Raw genomic sequence first — 16377 nt, forward strand, 5'->3', positions numbered from 1 at the left:
GAGGTTAGGGATTTCCAGCGCGGTCAATATATGGACTTGCCTACACGGGGTCAAGTGTTTGTCATGCATTTTTGTCACAATAGGGGCTTAGTGCACAATCTTTTCGGCTGCTGGGAACTGCTCGTTCTGACCCAGGGACAGAGGCCAAATTTCCCGTCATGACTGACCTTTTGACGGGGCTTCGCACACCTGCAAATCCGAAAAACGCGTGATGGTGGTGGTCCAGGGGACGGGCAGGAGAAAACGACATGGCTCTCCCTTCCCCTTTGACCGAAGGCGCTATCTTCCCTGTTATGTCTGTGGCAGAACCACCCTCCAAAACCCATCCCGATTTTGAACGAGAATCCACCCATCTGGGGGGGACCGTGCAGGCCATGATTCGCCAGATTGAAGCCTGGGAAGACCGCGACCGCAACGCCGGAGCCGACCTGGAAACCTCGGTGACGATGGCCGACACCGCCGAGGAGCACGCCGCCATGCTGAGCGTGCATGTCCACCAGCCTTACTTCGGCAGCCTGAAGGTGCGCGTCGGCGGGCGCGAACAGACGCTCTATATCGGCAAGCACGCCTTTCGGGACGTGGAAGGGCCGCACCACGTCCTGAGTTGGGACAGCGAAGTGGGCAGCCTCTTTTATTCGGATGTGCTGGACTGGACGCCGCGCCGGGGCGGAAAAGGCCAGATCAAGCGCCGCCGTCAGCTGGACGTGGCGAAGAAGAAGCTGCTGCGAATCACCGACCTGTACGACGACGAAAACGGCGGGGACACGGGCGGACGCGAGGAAGTGCTGCTTCGCCGCCTCGAAGAAGGCAGCACCGCCGGAATGCGCGACGTGGTCGAAACCTTGCAGCCCGAGCAGAACGAGGCGATGCGCTTTCCGGCAGGCACCCCCGTGATTATTCAGGGGGCCGCCGGGTCGGGCAAAACCACCATCGGCTTTCACCGCCTCGCCTGGATGACCAGTCCTGACCGGGGCGTTCACCGCGCCGACCCCGCCGCCTGCATGGTGCTGATGCCCAACCGCGTGCTGGCGGTGTACGCTTCGCGCATCCTGCCGGAACTGGGCATCGGCGGCGTCAGCGTGACCACGCCTGAAATGTGGGCGACGGGGCTGCTGGGCCTGGAAAAACTGGAAGTCACCGACCGCACGCTGACCCTGCTGCTGACCGATACCGACAACGCAAGGCGGGCGCTGGCGTGGCGGCGGGCCAAACTGCTGGGCGACGCCCGGATGCTGGACGTGGTTCGCACCCACCTCTGGAACAAGTTCGGGGCGGCGCTGCGCGGCCAGGGCCTCCAAGAGACGATAGAGGTGCGCGGGCGCGGCGCATTGACCTTCACCCTGCAGGAAAGCGACCTGGCCCAGATGCTGCACGACGTCTTCGCCGCCGACCCGCTGGACGGCTACCGCGCCGGATTCCGCCGTCTGGTCGAGGAAAATGCCCTCTCGCGCCTGCGGGTGCCCGAGGAGGAAGAAGCCAGCGTGCGCCGCCAACTCAGCAAGGGGCTGACCACGCTGCTGGGACGGATTTTTGCCTCCACCACGCCCGTGACCGAGACGCGCCGCCTGCTGGCCGACGAAGCCAGTTTGCAGGCCAGCGGACTGCTGACCGACAAGGAAATCCGCCTGCTGCTGACCGACCCCCTCAGCGGGATTCCCGTGCCACGCCGCGCCCACGCCGACGTGACCGAACTCCCTATCATGCTCGCCATGCAGGCCTTTACGGGCGGAATTGGGCGGCAGGTGGGGCGCACGCTGGAACCCTTCGACCATGTGGTGCTGGACGAAGCGCAGGACTATTCGCCGCTGCTGTACGCGCTGCTGGCCCGCGCCGCCCGCCCTGGGCATGTGACCGCGCTGGGCGACCTCAACCAGGGCATGCACGGCTACAAGGGGCCGAGCAGTTGGGCCGCCGTGCAGGAGCAGTTGCCGGGGGCGCAGGTGCTTACGCTTTCGCGCACCTACCGCTCGACCCGCCAAATCACGGCACTGGGCGCACGCATTGCCGAGACCTACAACCGCGCCGCGCAGGTGCAGGGCGTAGACCGCGACGGGGCCGAGGTGCAGCGCTACGAGGGGCCGGACGAGCGGGCGCTGATTGCCCAGGCCGTCAAGGACGCGCAGGCCGCCGGACACACCAACATCGCCATCGTGACGCGCCGCGCCGCCGACGCCGACCGCCTGAGTACCGAACTGCGCGACTTCGACACCGACGCCCAGCCGATTACCACACAGGAACACCGTTTTAAGGGCGGGCTGGTCATCTTGCCTGTCAGCCTCGCCAAAGGGCTGGAGTTCAGCGCGGCGATTGTCACCGGGGCCAACCAGACCACCTACGACGAGAGCACCGAGTACGAGCGGCGGCTGCTGTACGTCGCTGCCAGCCGCGCCCTGCACTGGCTGGGGCTGGTCAGCGGCGGCGAGGCACTGCACCCGCTGGTGCGCTGAAAGACGTTGATGGGTGATGGTTCCGCTTCGCGGATGGATGATGGAAAAAGGGGCCTTTGCGAGGTCAGTTCGCAAGGGGGAAAGCCCCCCTCCCCTTGCTTCGCCAGGCCCTCCCCCGCCGAGGTGGAGGGTCAAAGAACGCGGCCCTGTTCTGCCCGCTGCTCCAACCGTCCTTTTCCATCATTCATCCGCGTGAGCGAACCCATTATCTATCATCTCTGCTCCCGTGCTATCCTCAAATCCCGGAGGCCACACGCCCCGGCTTTTTTGTTTTGGGCGTGTGGCATGTGCCTTTTCTTTGCGCCCCTTCCTCACCTCAAACCTTTTCCGGAGGGAAATCCATGAAATACATTTTCGTCACCGGCGGCGTCGTCAGCAGCCTCGGCAAAGGCGTGGCAAGCGCCAGCCTGGGCGCCTTGCTCCGCGCACGCGGCTACAAAGTCACCGCCGTCAAAATCGACCCTTACATCAACATCGACGCCGGAACCATGCGCCCCTACGAGCACGGCGAATGCTTCGTGACCGCCAGCGGCGCGGAAACCGACCTCGACATCGGCAACTACGAGCGCTTCCTCGACCTCGACATTCCGCCGGGCAGCAACATCACCACCGGACAGGTCTATCAGGAGGTCATCCGCAAGGAGCGGGCCGGGGATTACCTGTCGCAAACCGTGCAGGTCATTCCGCACGTCACCGACGAAATCAAGCGGCGCATCCGGGCGGCGGGCGAGTCGGCGGGCGCGGAAATCGTGCTGATTGAGGTCGGCGGCACGGTGGGCGACATCGAATCGCTGCCCTTCCTCGAAGCCATACGGCAGTTCCAGTTCGACGAGGGCGACCAGAACGTGCTGTTCCTGCACCTGACGCTGGTGCCGTACCTGGGCACGTCCAACGAATTCAAGACCAAGCCCACCCAGCACAGCGTGGCCCAACTGCGCTCCTACGGCATCACGCCCGACATCGTGATGGTGCGCAGCAAGGAAAAATTGCCGCCGGAAATTACCCGCAAAATCGCCGCCTTTACCAGCGTGCGCGAAAACCGGGTGTTTTCCAGCTACGACGTGAGCCACGTCTACGAGGTGCCGCTGGCGCTGGAAGAGCAGGGGCTGGGCAAGGCAGTGGAAGACCTGCTGGGCCTGGAACGCACGCACCCGCGCCTGGGCGTGTGGACGGACGCGGTCAAGACCATCAAGCAGCCGGGGCATCAGGTCACGATTGCCATTGCGGGCAAGTACACCGCCATGCCCGACGCCTACCTCTCGCTGATGGAGTCGCTGACCCACGCCGGAATCGCCAACGACGCCAAGGTGAACATCAAGTGGGTCAACGCCGAGCAACTCGCCGAAGCGGGCGAGGGCGAACTGGAGGCCCAACTGGGCGACGCCGACGGCATTCTGGTGCCTGGAGGCTTCGGCATTCGCGGCATCGAGGGCAAGGTCAAGGCCGCGCAGTACGCCCGCACACGCGGCGTGCCGTACCTGGGCATCTGCCTGGGGATGCAGATTGCGGTCATCGAGTACGCCCGCCACGTCGCCGGAATCGAGGGGGCCAACAGCGCCGAGTTCGACGAGTACGCCAAAAACAAGGTCATCGACCTGATGCCCGAACAACTCGAAGTCGAGGGCATGGGCGGCACCATGCGCCTGGGCGACTGGCCGATGGAACTACAGGCCGGAACCAAAATCGCCGAACTGTACGGCATCCCCCAGGGCGGCACGGTCAAGGAACGCCACCGCCACCGCTACGAGGTCAACCCCGCCTACACCGATAGGCTAAAAGATGCGGGCCTGACCATCAGCGGCGTGACCCCCGGCGTGGAAGGACGCGGCGCGGGCCTGGTCGAAAGCGTGGAAATCGCGGGCCACCCCTTCTTCGTGGCGCTGCAAGCCCACCCCGAATTCAAGAGCCGCCCCATGCGGCCTAGCCCGCCGTTTGCGGGGTTTGTGAAGGCGGCGCTGGAGAGGCAGATGGCTGATAGCCGATAGCGGATAGCGAAAAAAGGCGATGGCTCTGGCAATAGCTGGGGCCTTCTCTTTTGCCATCCGCCATCTGCCATCTGCCTTCAGCCATCCGCGTATCCTTTCCCCATGCGTCTTCCCCGCCGTTTTTCCCTGCTGGCCGCGCTCGCGGCTGGCGTCTGGTATCTCCGCAGCGTCTACCGTTTCCGCGACCCGGTGCGCTTGCCCGCCACTCAGGACGCGGGGGCTGTGCTGAGTCCCGCCGATGGGCTGGTGTCCTTCGTGCGCCGCATCGAGGACGGTGGGGTCGAAGGGTTGAAAGTCGCTGAACTGCTCGGCACGACCCAGCGAGAAGGCTGGCTGCTGGGCCTCCACGTGGGGCCGCTGGACGTGCATTTCACCTATGCCCCGGCGGAAGGCACGGTGCTGAATGCAGGCCACAAGCCGGGACAGAGCCTCGGAGTGCCCCTGGCCGACGCCGCGCAGATGCTGCTGGGCCGCCCCGCCGACCTGCTGGAAAGCGACGCGCTGGCCCGCAACGAGCGCTACAGCTACGCCGTGCAGCAGCCCGACGGACAAACCCTGACGGTGGGACTGGTCGGCAGCGGGCGCGGGCTTCAGGCCACCACTTACCTCAGCGAAGGCCAGAGCGTGCGCCAGGGCAACAAGGCGGCGTTCCTGGCCGAAGGCGGGCTGGTGCTGCTGGCCCTGCCTGCCACCATGACTCCCCAGGTCAGCGTGGGCGAGCGCGTGCGCGGGGCGGAAACGGTGGTGGCCCGCTGAGGCTCCAACCGCTGCAATGACTATCGCTCGGAGAGCAAGGTAAACGTCAAGACCTCCGCGTCCGCCAGTTCCAGCGGCGAGGTGTCGGGGAGGCTGACCCGTACCCGCCCGTCCGCGAGGTTGGCCGCCGCGTCCAGCAAGGGCGCGTCAGCGGCAGGGTCGAGGGTGCCCCACAGGTGCATGGCTCCGCCCCCCTCCCCGGCTTGCCACAGGCCCGCGCCCACCGGGTCGTGGCCTGCGTAGGCCAGCAGCAGCACGAAATCGCGCTGGCCTTCCAGCCGGGCGGCGAAGTGTCGGGTCAGCAGCCCGGCCCACTCCAGCGCGTCGTAACTTTCCGCCAGCACCGCCGCCCACGTCGCCAGTTGCAACCGCGACACCTGCTCCACGGCGATGTGTTCGGTAGCTACCTCCCCGGCCCGCCACTCGCCCACCCGCAGCCCGCCCACGTCCTGCCCGTCCCAGGTGTAGGGCGAAAGGACCAGCGGCGGTGCGTCCCGCCCGGTGAAAAAGGTCAGGAGGTCGGCCCGGTCAGCGTCCGAGGGAGGAGCCGGGGCATACGCCGCATTCAGGGCCAGCACGTTGACCCCCGGCGTCTGCAACACGGGGCCGGAGCCGAGGTCGTGGCGCCCGGCAGCCAGCGGCTCGAAATAACGCAGCAGTTCGGAAAGTGGGTCGGGCAAAGGCATAGGGCAGAGAGTAGCTTTCACCCTCTGCCCTGTCCCCTACGTTGGCCTCAGTCCAGCAGGTTCACAGCCCGCGCCGCGTCCAGCCAGCCGCCGTCGCGCAGGAAGGCGCGGAAATCGTAGAGGAGTGCGCCCGCGTCGTCCTGTTCGGCAGCGGGCAGGGTGCGCCGCCACGCTTCGCCCGTCAGCTTGGTGTAGGCCAGCAGTGGGGCCGGAGCACCCAGGTACTCGTCCAGCGACGCCAACAGGCCCGCACGCCGCACGCGCTCACCGACTGGGCAACTTTCCAGATAGGCCTGCGCCGCCTGCGCCAGCCGCATGGGGGCCAGCGGGTGGGCCGGTTGGGGCGCGGCGCGGTGGTCTGTGTCAGCAGAATGAGAAGGAGCAAAAGCCATGCCCCGCAGTGTGGCCCGCCGCTGTCAGCCCAGGCTCAGGGGGAGGTCAGGGCCGGGTCAGCCCCCCGCCCGCTCCAGCAGCATCGCGTCGCCCAGCGAGTAGAAGCGGTAATCCTGCGCCAGTGCCGCCGCATACGCCACCTGAATCCTCTCCACACCCGCGAAGGCCGCGACCAGCAGCAGCAGCGTGCTGCCCGGCAGGTGCAGGTTGGTCAGCAGCAGGTCAGGCACCTGCACAGGCGTTCCCGGCGTGATGAAGATGCGCGTTTCGCCCGCCCCGGCCCGCACCTGTTCGCCGTCCCAGGCGCTTTCCAGGGTGCGAACGGTCGTCGTGCCCACCGCCACCACCCGCCGCCCCTCGGCCCGGGCGCGGTTGATCGCGTCGGCAGTTTCGGCGCTGACCTCGTAGCGCTCGGCGTGCATCACATGGTCGGCCACCGACCCCTGAATCGGCTTGAAGGTGCCCGCGCCCACATGCAGCGTCACGCTGGCCCGCTCCACGCCCATCTCTTCCAGGCGGGCGAGCAGTTCGGGCGTGAAGTGCAGCCCGGCGGTGGGAGCCGCCACACTGCCCGGCGTCTTGGCGTATACCGTCTGGTAGCGCTCGCGCCAGGTGTCGTCGCTGTCGCCCGCGTCGATGTAGGGCGGCAGCGGCAGGCGGCCTATCTCGTCCAGATGCGGCTTGATGTCGTGGTCGAAGCGCAACAACCTTGCGCCGTCCTCCAGCACGCCCACCACTTCGGCACGGTGGTCGCCTAGAAACAGTTCGTTTCCGGCGCGGCGGGCGGGCTTGAGGTAGGCACTCCACACGTTCGCGCCCTGGTCGAATTCCTCGCGCAGCAGCAGCACTTCGACCACGCCTCCGCCGAAGCCGTTCACGACGGGCTTGCGGGCCAGCACGCGGGCCGGAATCACCTTCGATTCGTTGAACACCAGCAGGTCGCCGGGCCGCAGCAGCGAGGGCAGATCGCGGAAAACGCGGTGTTCCACGCTCTCCCCCACCACCATCAGGCGCGAGGAGTCACGCGGCTCGGCCCCGGTCTGGGCGATGCGGCTTTCGGGCAGGTCAAAGTGCAGCCGCGCCAGCACCTCGTCGGCAGTCAGCGGCGCGGACATTCAGCCCTCGACCGCCGCTTCCTTGTTGTTCTTCTGACGGGCTGGCATCAGGCCGCCCTCAATGTCGGGCAGATGGATAAAGCGGTCGGCGGCGTCAATCAAATCCTGGCTGGTGTGTTCGCGGAAGGCGATGACCTCCACCCGTTTGCCGCGCTCCTGCAACACTTCCACGATGTCGGTAAAGTCGCCGTCGCCACTGCCGAGCACGATGATGTCGAGGGAATCCATCATCCGGAACATGTCCGCCACGATGCCCATGTCCCAGTTGCCGCTGTAAATCGGCTTGCCGTCGTCGGTGACGTGGTGCAGCGTCAGGTTCATGCGCCGCACCTTGTAGCCCAGGGTGGACAACTTGTAGATGAAGGGACGCGACGTGGCCTCACCCTCGCGCTCCACGGTGTAGCTGATGGCGTGGACAAGCTCGCGCCCTTCGGTGGCGACATTCAGAATCGTCTCGAAATTGACGGTGCGTTCCAGCAGGTCGCGGGCGGAGTGGTAGAGGTTTTGCGTGTCAATAAAAACCCCGACGCGGGGGCGGTGAACGACGTATTGCACTGTGTTTCTCCTGTTGTGGTAAAGCTCAAAGGGAAGAACGAAGTAAGGAAACAGCCAAAAGGGAAAGAAAAATGCCCGTCTGGGGCCACCGCCTAGCATAGTTGCCACGCGGGGCAAATGTGAAGGGGCACGCGGCGGGGCCAACTTCCCCGGCCCGGCTGCGTTACCCTGAATCCATGACCAATCCGTCTCAGGACGCCCTCGCCCAGGCCCAGGCCGCCTACGCCGAACTCAAGGCACGCGGCCTCAAGCTCAACCTCCAGCGCGGTCAGCCCGCCGACGCCGACTTCGACCTCAGCAACCCCATGCTGAGTGCGCTGGGCGAGGGAGACACGCACTTCGACGGCATCGACCTCCGCAACTACCCCGGTGGCATCGGCGGCCTGCCCTCGGCCCGCGCCCTGTTCGGGCACTACCTCGACCTCAAGCCCGAAAACGTGCTGGTCTGGAACAACTCCAGTCTGGAACTGCAAGGGCTGGTGCTGGGGTTTGCCCTGCTGCACGGCGTGCGCGGCTCTCAGAACAGTGAACAAGGGGGCGGCTGGGTCCACCAGAAGCCCAAGATGATCGTCACCGTGCCCGGCTATGACCGCCATTTCCTGCTGCTTCAGACGATGGGCTTCGAGTTGCTGACGGTGGACATGCAGGATGATGGCCCCGACGTGGACGCGGTAGAAAAGCTGGCGGCGAACGACCCCAGCGTGAAGGGCATTCTGTTCGTGCCGACCTACTCCAACCCCGGCGGCGAGACCATCAGCGAGGAGAAGGCCCGCAAGCTGGCCGGGCTGAAGGCGGCGGCCCCCGACTTCACCATCTTCGCCGACGACGCCTACCGCGCTCACCACCTGTTCGAGGAACGCGACACGCCCGTCAACTTCGTGACCCTGTGCCGTGACGCCGGGCACCCTGACCGCGCCTTCGTGTTCGCCTCGACCTCCAAAATCACCTTCGCGGGGGCGGGCCTGGGATTCGTGGGCAGCAGCGAGGACAACATCGCTTGGCTCGGCAAGTACCTCAACGCCCAGAGCATCGGCCCCAACAAGGTCGAGCAGGCGCGGCACGTCAAGTTCCTGCAAAGCTACGAGGGCGGGCTGGAAGGGCTGATGCGCGACCACGCCGCCCTGATTGCCCCCAAGTTTCAGGCGGTCTACGACGCCCTGAGCGCCGAGTTGGGTGAGGGCGGCGGCGGCTACGCGACTTGGCGCACGCCACGCGGCGGCTACTTCATCAGCCTGGACACGGTAGACCCGGTGGCCGACCGCGTGGTGCAACTCGCCGACGAAGCGGGCATCAGCCTGACCCCGGCGGGCGCGACCTACCCCGGCGGCAAAGACCCCCACAACGCCAACATTCGCCTCGCGCCCACCCGTCCCCCCCTGCAAGAGGTGCAAGTCGCCATGCGCGGCGTCGCGACCTGCGTCAAGCTGGCCGCCGAGGAGTACCGCGCCGGACGCTGAGCCTTTGCGAGAAGCGGCAGGAAACCACCTGATAGGGACTTTGTAGTTGCAAAATTCGTAGGGCAAGAGTGCGGGGTGGCCGGAAATGCTGAACGGTTCACCCCCTCCTGCCAGGCCAATTGATGATAGATTTTATCAGCTTTTCGACCTCTCTTCGTCAGTTTTGGCGATCCAGAACATGCCGAGGGGCAGATGAGGGTAGTCTAAATGTCTGCTTGCGAAAAGCTAAAGGGTGACATAAGGTCATAAGTGCCCGAACGGCTCCAATTTGAGACAGACGTAGACAGTCGCTGGCCCCTATGCAGGTCAAGTTCTGGTCGCCTGCCCAGTGAGGAAGCCGTCTTCACAGCGGGCGTAAGGAGTCAAGCGATGCCCAAGCGTCCGGTGCAGGCCTCCCCTGCCGAACAACAGGCACTCAGCACCTACATCAAACTCTGGCGGGCGGCCCATTCCACCGAGTATGCCGCCCACCGCCACCTCGTCAGCCACGGCCTCACCATCAGCCAGTTCGCCGTTCTCGAAGCGGTGTATCACCTCGGCCCGCTCAACCAGCGCCAGCTCGCCGAAAAGATTCTGCGTTCCAGCGGCAACCTGACGATGGTTATCGACAACCTCGAACGCAGTGGACTGGTCGAGCGCCAGCGCAGCACCACCGACCGCCGCATGGTCATGATTCACTTGACCCCCGCAGGTCATGACCGCATCGCTTCGGTCCTCCCGCAGCACATCCGGGGGGTTGCTGAAGTCTTTTCGGCCCTGACTCCGGCAGAACTGGAAGAACTGGGCCGCCTGACCCGCAAACTGGGGCTCTCGCTTGAAGAAACGGGTCGCCCCCAGACCGCCGCCGACTGACATACGGGAAGATCAACCATGAACAGGCCGCCTCTGCGACGAATCACGAGGCGGCCTGTCCGTTGCGTCGGTCAGACGCCCTGAATCACGGCGAGTTGTCGGGTTAAGTCCTTCATCACGTCCTGCACCGAGCGCACGCCCTGGCCCAGCAGCGCGGTGTACTCGTCTACGGTGATCGGCCCCAATTCGGCCCCGCCCTGCACTTCAATGAGCAGGCCCGTGTCGGTGGCAATCACGTTCAGGTCGGCGCGGGCCACCTTGTCTTCCTCGTAGTCGAGATCCACTCGCAGTTCGTCCCCAATCAGCCCCACACTGATGGCCCCGACGTTGTGGACAATCGGCCATTCGCTGAGTTGCCCGGAGTTGATGAGGCGGTCGCAGAAGTCGTGCAGCGCGGCGTGTCCCGCCAGCACGCTCGCCACGCGGGTGCCTCCGTCGGCGACCAGCACGTCGCAATCCACATACAGCGTCTGATTTTTGAAGGGGCGCAGGTCGAGACTGGAACGCAGGGCGCGGCCCAGCAGCCGCTGAATTTCGTGGCGGCGACCATTTTGCAGGTTGCGCTCGCGGGCCTGACGGTCACTGGTGGAGCGCGGCAGCATGCAGTACTCGGCGGTCAGCCAACCCTCTTTCTTGCCGCGCATGTGGGGGGCGGGTTTTTCTTCGAGGGTCACGGTCGCCAGAATCTCGGTCTGACCCATTTTGAGGTGGGCACTGCCGGGCGCATGGGGGTTGACGCCGCGCTGCACCGACACGGGGCGGGGGGTCAGGGCGTCGCGGCCCAGGCGCGGGGGAAGTTTGCTGTTGGGGGTCATGTGGTTGCGAACTCGATTCTCGGAGCAGGAGATTGGGAAGGGGCCAGGGAAACTGCTCCGTCTTTCCCGCCTGCCCCATTGTGCCCGTTTTGGGGGGGCAGAGGCAGCCGCGAAAGTAGCACCCGGAACTGTTCGGGGTCGCCCGTGGTGAGGTAGTGCACCGTGCCTGCGCCCGCCCCCGCCAGTAGCCCGCGCTCCTGAAGCACGTTGCGGGTGTGCCGCGCCACCGCCGCGCCGCTGTCCACCAGCGCGAAGGTGTCACCGAACTCGGCCTGAATGCTGCCGCGCAGAAAAGGGTAGTGCGTGCAGCCCAGCACCAACTGGTCGGCCCCAGCCTGGGCCAGCGGGGTCAGAATTTCGCGCAGCACGGCCCGCGTGTCCTCACTGTCGGCCTGCCCTGCCTCGACCAGCGGCACCAGCGCCGGACTGACCGCCCGCAGCACTTGCACGCCTGCTGGCTCGGCCCACTGCCGGATCACGTCGGCCAGCAGGGTGCCGCGCATGGTGCTGGGGGTTGCCAGCACGCCCACCACGCCGCTGCGGGTCGCCATCACCGCTGGTTTGACGGCAGGCACCAGCCCGATGATGGGGATTTGAAAGCGTTCGCGCAGGTGCGAGAGGCTGAACGCCGAGGCGGTGTTGCAGGCCACCACCACCGCGCCCACCCCCCGGCGATGCAACTCGGTGACGGCGCGGGCGGTCAGGTCGCGGATATCGTCGTCGCAGCGGGTGCCGTAGGGCATGTGCAGCGTGTCGGCCAGATACACGAAGTCCTGCCCCGGCATGGCCCGCCGCAGTTCGCTCAGCACGCTCAGGCCACCTACGCCGCTGTCGAAGACGCCGACGGGAGGCGGAAGGTCAGTCACGTTCGCCCTCGGCGCGCTTGTCCAGATTTTCTACGGCCTGCACCACCACCGCCGCCACCTGAATCAGTTCCTCGCGGTAGGCGCTCAGGTCAGGAAGGTTGCCCATCAGGTGTTCGAGCGCGGCGTTGTTGACCTCGCCCACTTCCTCGCCCAGAATCATCAGCCACACCGCCGGGTCGTGGTCCTGTTCGCCCCATTTGGCCTGCTGCCTCTCACGCTCCTGCAAGACCTCGCCCAACACAGAGGCCGTGCGGCTGGTCATGCCAGCGCCTCACGGAACGTCTCGCCCAGCGCCCGCATTCCCGCCGTAATCTGCTCGGGCGTGGCGTTGCTGTAGCTCATCCGCAGGGTATTCAGCCCGCCGCCACGCGCGAAAAAGGGCTGCCCCGGCACATAGGCCACCTTGCGCTCTACCGCGCGGGGCAGCAGCGCCGCCGTGTCCAGCCCCTCCGGTAGCGTGACCCACAGGAACATGCCGCCCTGGGGCCGGGTGTAGTCCACGCCCGCCGGGAAGTGCTCGCCCATTTGCCCCAGCATGTGCGTGCAGCGGGCCTGATACGCCACCCGAACCGTCTCGATTTGCGCGGGCAGCAGCGGCAAAAGCTCAGTCATCATCATCTGGTTGAGGGTCGGCGTGTGCAGGTCGGCCCCCTGCTTGGCCTGAATCAGCTTGCCGATGATGGGCGCGGCGGCCTCGATCCAGGCGTCGCGCAGCCCCGGCACCAGCGTCTTGGAGAAGCTGGAGCAGTAGACGACATGGTTGCGGTTCACGTCGCCCGCGAGTTGCAGGCCCAGTTCGTAGAGGCTGGGCAGCGCCTCGCCCTCAAAGCGCAGTTCGCCGTAGGGGTCGTCCTCGATGACCAGGACGCCATGCTGCGCGGTCAGTTCGACCAGACGGCGGCGGCGTTCCAGGCTGAGGGTGCGCCCGGTGGGGTTCTGGAAGTTGGGAATGGCATAGAGCAGCTTGGGCTTGCGCCCCTGCCGCGCCAGGTCCCCCAGCAACGTGTCCAGGGCGTCCACGTCTATGCCGCCCTCGTCGGTGGGCATCTCGGCGTAGCTGGGCAGATAGGGCTGGAAGGACTGCAGCGCCCCCAGGTAGGTCGGAGCCTCGACCAGCACGGTGTCGCCCTCGTCGATCAGGATTTTGCCGAGCAGGTCCAGACCCTGCTGGCTGCCCGTCACGATCTGGACATTCTGCGCGGGGATGCCGTGCCGCCCAGCGATCCACTCGCGCAGCGGCGGGTGGCCTTCGGTGGTCGAGTATTGCAGCGCGGCGGGGCCGTACTTGTTCAGCGCGGTTTCGGCGGCCTGCTTCACGGCACCCAGCGGAAACAGTTCGGGCGCGGGCAGGCCCCCGGCGAAGGAAATCACGTCCGGTTGCTGGGTGATTTTCAGAATTTCGCGGATGGCGCTGGCGGTCATGGTGCGGGCGCGGCGCGAGAGGAGCGACTCCAGTTCGGGGCGGGGCGTGTCGGACATAGCTGCATGGTAGCCCCTGCGCGTGTTCCGCTCAGATTGACAGGACAGACCGGGACAAAGGCCGCTAAAGTAAGGCGGTACAACACTTTCCGTTACTCAACACCGTTTCTTAAGGAGGCACCCCCATGCTCGTTACCGGTAAAGACATCCTGGTTCCCGCCCGTGAAGGCAAATACGCCGTCGGCGCGTTCAACACCAACAACATGGAAATCACCCAGGCGATCATTCACACCGCCGAACGCCTGCGCTCGCCCGTCATCGTGCAGATGAGCGAAGGGGCCATCAAGTACGGCGGGCAAGACCTCGCCAACATCGTGATCGACATCGCCACCCGCGCTACCGTGCCCGTCGCGCTGCACCTCGACCACGGCTCCTCCTACGAGTCGGCGCTCAGGGCCATCAAGATGGGCTTTACCTCGGTGATGATCGACGCCTCGCACCACCAGTTCGACGAAAACGTCCACGAAACCAAGCGCGTGGTCGAAGCCGCTCACGCCATGGGCATCAGCGTGGAGGCCGAACTCGGTCGCCTCGGCGGAATCGAGGAGCACGTCGTCGTGGACGAAAAGGACGCCTTCCTGACCGACCCCGAAGAAGCCGTCAAGTTCGTCGAACTGACCGACGTGGACTACCTCGCCATCGCCATCGGCACCAGCCACGGCGCGTACAAGGGCAAGGGCCGCCCCTTCATCGACCAGGCCCGCATCAAAAAGATCGGTGAACTGATCGGCATTCCCCTCGTCGCCCACGGTTCCAGCGGCGTGCCTGCCGAAATCGTGCAGCGCCTGCGCGACTCGGGCGGCGAAATCGGTGACGCGGCGGGCATCGCCGACGAAGACCTCACCGAAGCCGCGCAGTACGGCATCGCCAAGGTCAACGTGGATACGGACCTGCGCCTCGCCAGCACCGTGGGCATTCGCGAAGTACTCAAGGCCACCCCCAAGGAATTCGACCCCCGCAAGGTGTTCGGCCCCGCCCGCGACCTGATGAGCAAAATCGTCGAACACAAGATGACGGTACTGGGCAGCGTCGGCAAGGCGTAAGACGTAGAGAGTGAAGGGTGGAGGGTGTAGGGACTGACCCCTCTACCCTCCACGCTCTGCATCTATACTTTCCCTCAATGTCGGAAGAAATCGTCGTCAAGCAAACCATGCCTATGCGGGGCCGTCCCGAGGTGCTCTACCGTCTGGCCCTGGAACCCCGGCGGCGGGCGGCCTGGGACTCCAATCTGGTCAGCGCGGCCTACAGCAGCGAAGGCCAGAAGCTCGCGCAAAACGCGCTGGTGGACTTCAGGTTCGTGCGGCGGCTGCTGGGGCTGAAGTTTCAGGCCAAGTACGGGCAACTGATTCCCTCGCAGCGCGGCGGCTGGGAAGCGGTCAGACCCTTCGGCCCGCTGGAAAGGTTCTCGCAGCAGTGGAACTTCAAGCCGATGCCCGGCGGCACCGAAGTCACGCTGACGGTCAAGGGCACGGTGCGCTACAAGTGGATTCGCACGCAGATGGAGCGCATTCTGCACAACCTGACCATCTCCACCCTGATGGACTTGCAGCGCCAGATCGACGCCCCCACCGCGCAACTGGTCGAGGACATGGGCCGCGAAATGGCAGAAAAACAGAAGGCCGAGGCCAAGGCCGCCAAAGCCGCAGCAAAAGCGGCCCGCAAGAAAGCCTAGACCAAAAGTTTCCAGAATCGTAGAAAGGCTGTGCCACAAAGTAGCCGTTGTGCCGAGGGGTTTAAATTCTTCGGTCACAACGGCATTTTTGCGAGGTGTCTAAATCCCGCTCGTCCAGCATAGCGTTTGCACTTGTCACGTGTGCGTTGAATCGCAACTTCGGCGTCACCGGAGCAGCCGCGTACACTCCTTACGGCAAGTCAACTGTTGCGCTCGTCCTCAGAGAGGACGAGCTTTGGGACGACGAATCAGTTAAGTCTCGTGCAAATCATGCCCCAGAAGGCTGTTACTTGGCATTTGACTTCGTCATTAACCTACACTCAGGGAAAGAAATGGAAGGCTTGGATTACAACTACTCCAGCTCCCACAAATCAACGAAGTTATCGCACAAATTCTCAAATATGACCCTAGTGAAACCCGGCCATCAGCCCACCCCCATTCAAATCAAGTATGCTCCATCAAAAAATCTTTCCACGGAAGAATACATTTACCTATCTCCCGTGGAATCCTTGAAGGCGTCAGTGTCTAATGCCATCAAATTGGGCGTAAAATTCGTCGGCGTCATCGCCGACGGTGAATTCTCATCCCAAGAGGCCATCAGATTCCATAAGGACAAGAATTTAGGCTTCCTTGGACGCATCAAATCTAATCGGAGAGTGGACTTCAACGGCAGGAAAGTGGATTTGGGGGATTTGGCGAGAATATTTACCTATAAGCATTGTCACTACGATGGAAAAACGGGCTGGCGCTCCAAAAAACTGGCTGTGCGCTTGGGTGAGTATGACGTCTTTATCCTTATCGTCTACCGTAAAGATAAGGGGGTCTGGAAACCATTTTTTCTGGTCAGCACTTTCCCAGAAACTCATACACTGGCAGAGCTGTTGAGGGTATGGAAATCTCGGTGGGGAATTGAGGTTGTTCACCGCTTCATTAAGCAGAATCTGGGATTTTCGAAATCCCAAGCCATCACGATTTTGGCCCAGCAAAACTGGGCCAACGCTGTCCTGGACGCGTTTATCGCCATTCTGGTGGTAAGACAGAAGTATGGAGTGGAAAATTGGCGTGCAGCACAGGAAATTTCGGGACAATGTTATGCAGAATGCGCTGTGACTGGCATTCCTCTAGATTCTTGGCTCGAAAGGGCCGTCTAGATGGGCTTCAGGGTGAACGGTGGAAACTTTTGCTAGACTGACGGCATGTCACCCTCCCCGCTGCTCCCACTCCTGGGGGCGGCTTTTTTGCTATCACCTGCAACTGCGCCCTTACCGGAGACCCCAAGACCCATGACCCAAACCGCCC

The 16377-nt window shown here is 64.4% G+C and carries 16 protein-coding genes; 8 read left to right on the forward strand and 8 right to left on the reverse strand.

Annotated features, from left to right (window positions below):
• Positions 1 to 293 precede the first annotated feature (293 nt).
• From Q4C89_RS02125 to Q4C89_RS02135, 3 genes are all read left to right on the forward strand, one after another.
• Positions 294 to 2447 carry an ATP-binding domain-containing protein gene (locus tag Q4C89_RS02125; RefSeq protein ID WP_368493198.1) on the forward strand — a complete coding sequence of 718 codons (2154 nt, stop codon included), beginning with the start codon at positions 294 to 296 and terminating at the stop codon, positions 2445 to 2447.
• 341 nt (positions 2448 to 2788) lie between these two features.
• Positions 2789 to 4432, forward strand: a complete 1644-nt coding sequence (locus Q4C89_RS02130) for a CTP synthase (protein ID WP_303100958.1) — start codon at positions 2789 to 2791, stop codon at positions 4430 to 4432.
• 102 nt (positions 4433 to 4534) lie between these two features.
• Complete coding sequence (locus Q4C89_RS02135; protein WP_303100959.1) at positions 4535 to 5188, forward strand: phosphatidylserine decarboxylase; 654 nt, start codon at positions 4535 to 4537, stop codon at positions 5186 to 5188.
• Between the two features lie 20 nt (positions 5189 to 5208).
• Here the strand turns inward: Q4C89_RS02135 and Q4C89_RS02140 are convergent, their stop codons facing one another.
• The 4 genes from Q4C89_RS02140 to Q4C89_RS02155 are packed head-to-tail and all read right to left on the reverse strand — an operon-like array spanning position 5209 to position 7937.
• Positions 5209 to 5874: a hypothetical protein gene (locus Q4C89_RS02140; RefSeq protein ID WP_303100960.1), complete on the reverse strand. Its 666-nt coding sequence runs from the start codon at positions 5872 to 5874 to the stop codon at positions 5209 to 5211.
• Between the two features lie 47 nt (positions 5875 to 5921).
• A complete protein-coding gene (locus Q4C89_RS02145; RefSeq protein ID WP_303100961.1) occupies positions 5922 to 6266 on the reverse strand; it encodes a hypothetical protein in 345 nt (114 codons plus the stop codon).
• A gap of 57 nt (positions 6267 to 6323) precedes the next feature.
• Complete coding sequence (gene queA / locus Q4C89_RS02150) at positions 6324 to 7382, reverse strand: tRNA preQ1(34) S-adenosylmethionine ribosyltransferase-isomerase QueA (RefSeq protein ID WP_303100962.1); 1059 nt, start codon at positions 7380 to 7382, stop codon at positions 6324 to 6326.
• Complete coding sequence (locus Q4C89_RS02155) at positions 7383 to 7937, reverse strand: NYN domain-containing protein (protein ID WP_303100963.1); 555 nt, start codon at positions 7935 to 7937, stop codon at positions 7383 to 7385.
• A 176-nt stretch (positions 7938 to 8113) separates the two neighbouring features.
• Between Q4C89_RS02155 and Q4C89_RS02160 the strand changes: the two genes are divergently transcribed.
• Positions 8114 to 9394: an aminotransferase class I/II-fold pyridoxal phosphate-dependent enzyme gene (locus Q4C89_RS02160; protein WP_303100964.1), complete on the forward strand. Its 1281-nt coding sequence runs from the start codon at positions 8114 to 8116 to the stop codon at positions 9392 to 9394.
• Positions 9395 to 9763: 369 nt separating this feature from the next.
• The gene (locus tag Q4C89_RS02165) at positions 9764 to 10246 is read left to right on the forward strand and encodes a MarR family winged helix-turn-helix transcriptional regulator (RefSeq protein ID WP_303100965.1); all 483 of its coding nucleotides are present in this window, start codon (positions 9764 to 9766) and stop codon (positions 10244 to 10246) included.
• Between the two features lie 71 nt (positions 10247 to 10317).
• Here the strand turns inward: Q4C89_RS02165 and rph are convergent, their stop codons facing one another.
• From rph to Q4C89_RS02185, 4 genes are read right to left on the reverse strand one after another with little or no spacing between them, the layout of a single operon-like run.
• On the reverse strand, positions 10318 to 11061 hold the full coding sequence (gene rph, locus Q4C89_RS02170) for a ribonuclease PH (protein WP_303100966.1): 744 nt from the start codon (positions 11059 to 11061) through the stop codon (positions 10318 to 10320).
• A complete protein-coding gene (gene murI / locus Q4C89_RS02175; protein WP_303100967.1) occupies positions 11058 to 11927 on the reverse strand; it encodes a glutamate racemase in 870 nt (289 codons plus the stop codon). Before murI ends, rph begins: the two co-directional genes overlap by 4 nt.
• Positions 11920 to 12189: a hypothetical protein gene (locus tag Q4C89_RS02180; protein WP_303100968.1), complete on the reverse strand. Its 270-nt coding sequence runs from the start codon at positions 12187 to 12189 to the stop codon at positions 11920 to 11922. Before Q4C89_RS02180 ends, murI begins: the two co-directional genes overlap by 8 nt.
• Positions 12186 to 13406, reverse strand: a complete 1221-nt coding sequence (locus Q4C89_RS02185) for a PLP-dependent aminotransferase family protein (RefSeq protein ID WP_303100969.1) — start codon at positions 13404 to 13406, stop codon at positions 12186 to 12188. Before Q4C89_RS02185 ends, Q4C89_RS02180 begins: the two co-directional genes overlap by 4 nt.
• A gap of 125 nt (positions 13407 to 13531) precedes the next feature.
• Between Q4C89_RS02185 and fba the strand changes: the two genes are divergently transcribed.
• The 3 genes from fba (at position 13532) to Q4C89_RS02200 (ending at position 16229) form a co-directional block, all read left to right on the forward strand.
• The gene (gene fba / locus Q4C89_RS02190; RefSeq protein WP_303100970.1) at positions 13532 to 14449 is read left to right on the forward strand and encodes a class II fructose-1,6-bisphosphate aldolase; all 918 of its coding nucleotides are present in this window, start codon (positions 13532 to 13534) and stop codon (positions 14447 to 14449) included.
• A 77-nt stretch (positions 14450 to 14526) separates the two neighbouring features.
• Positions 14527 to 15078, forward strand: coding sequence for an SRPBCC family protein (locus Q4C89_RS02195; protein WP_303100971.1), 552 nt, complete (start codon positions 14527 to 14529; stop codon positions 15076 to 15078).
• A 95-nt stretch (positions 15079 to 15173) separates the two neighbouring features.
• Entirely contained in the window at positions 15174 to 16229 is a 1056-nt protein-coding gene (locus Q4C89_RS02200) for a transposase (RefSeq protein WP_303100972.1), read from the forward strand.
• Positions 16230 to 16377 lie beyond the last annotated feature (148 nt).

It is taken from the genome of Deinococcus sp., assembly GCF_030523985.1.
Taxonomy (GTDB): domain Bacteria; phylum Deinococcota; class Deinococci; order Deinococcales; family Deinococcaceae; genus Deinococcus.

What these genes read in the sequence shown, in the direction of transcription:
- Q4C89_RS02125 (WP_368493198.1), top strand. Translation starts at nt 294, where the DNA reads ATGTCTGTGGCAGAACCACCCTCCAAAACCCATCCCGATTTTGAACGA.
- Q4C89_RS02160 (WP_303100964.1), top strand. Translation starts at nt 8,114, where the DNA reads ATGACCAATCCGTCTCAGGACGCCCTCGCCCAGGCCCAGGCCGCCTAC.
- Q4C89_RS02165 (WP_303100965.1), top strand. Translation starts at nt 9,764, where the DNA reads ATGCCCAAGCGTCCGGTGCAGGCCTCCCCTGCCGAACAACAGGCACTC.
- Q4C89_RS02130 (WP_303100958.1), top strand. Translation starts at nt 2,789, where the DNA reads ATGAAATACATTTTCGTCACCGGCGGCGTCGTCAGCAGCCTCGGCAAA.
- queA (WP_303100962.1), bottom strand. Translation starts at nt 7,382, where the DNA reads ATGTCCGCGCCGCTGACTGCCGACGAGGTGCTGGCGCGGCTGCACTTT.
- fba (WP_303100970.1), top strand. Translation starts at nt 13,532, where the DNA reads ATGCTCGTTACCGGTAAAGACATCCTGGTTCCCGCCCGTGAAGGCAAA.
- Q4C89_RS02185 (WP_303100969.1), bottom strand. Translation starts at nt 13,406, where the DNA reads ATGTCCGACACGCCCCGCCCCGAACTGGAGTCGCTCCTCTCGCGCCGC.
- Q4C89_RS02195 (WP_303100971.1), top strand. Translation starts at nt 14,527, where the DNA reads ATGTCGGAAGAAATCGTCGTCAAGCAAACCATGCCTATGCGGGGCCGT.
- Q4C89_RS02180 (WP_303100968.1), bottom strand. Translation starts at nt 12,189, where the DNA reads ATGACCAGCCGCACGGCCTCTGTGTTGGGCGAGGTCTTGCAGGAGCGT.
- Q4C89_RS02140 (WP_303100960.1), bottom strand. Translation starts at nt 5,874, where the DNA reads ATGCCTTTGCCCGACCCACTTTCCGAACTGCTGCGTTATTTCGAGCCG.
- rph (WP_303100966.1), bottom strand. Translation starts at nt 11,061, where the DNA reads ATGACCCCCAACAGCAAACTTCCCCCGCGCCTGGGCCGCGACGCCCTG.
- Q4C89_RS02145 (WP_303100961.1), bottom strand. Translation starts at nt 6,266, where the DNA reads ATGGCTTTTGCTCCTTCTCATTCTGCTGACACAGACCACCGCGCCGCG.
- Q4C89_RS02135 (WP_303100959.1), top strand. Translation starts at nt 4,535, where the DNA reads ATGCGTCTTCCCCGCCGTTTTTCCCTGCTGGCCGCGCTCGCGGCTGGC.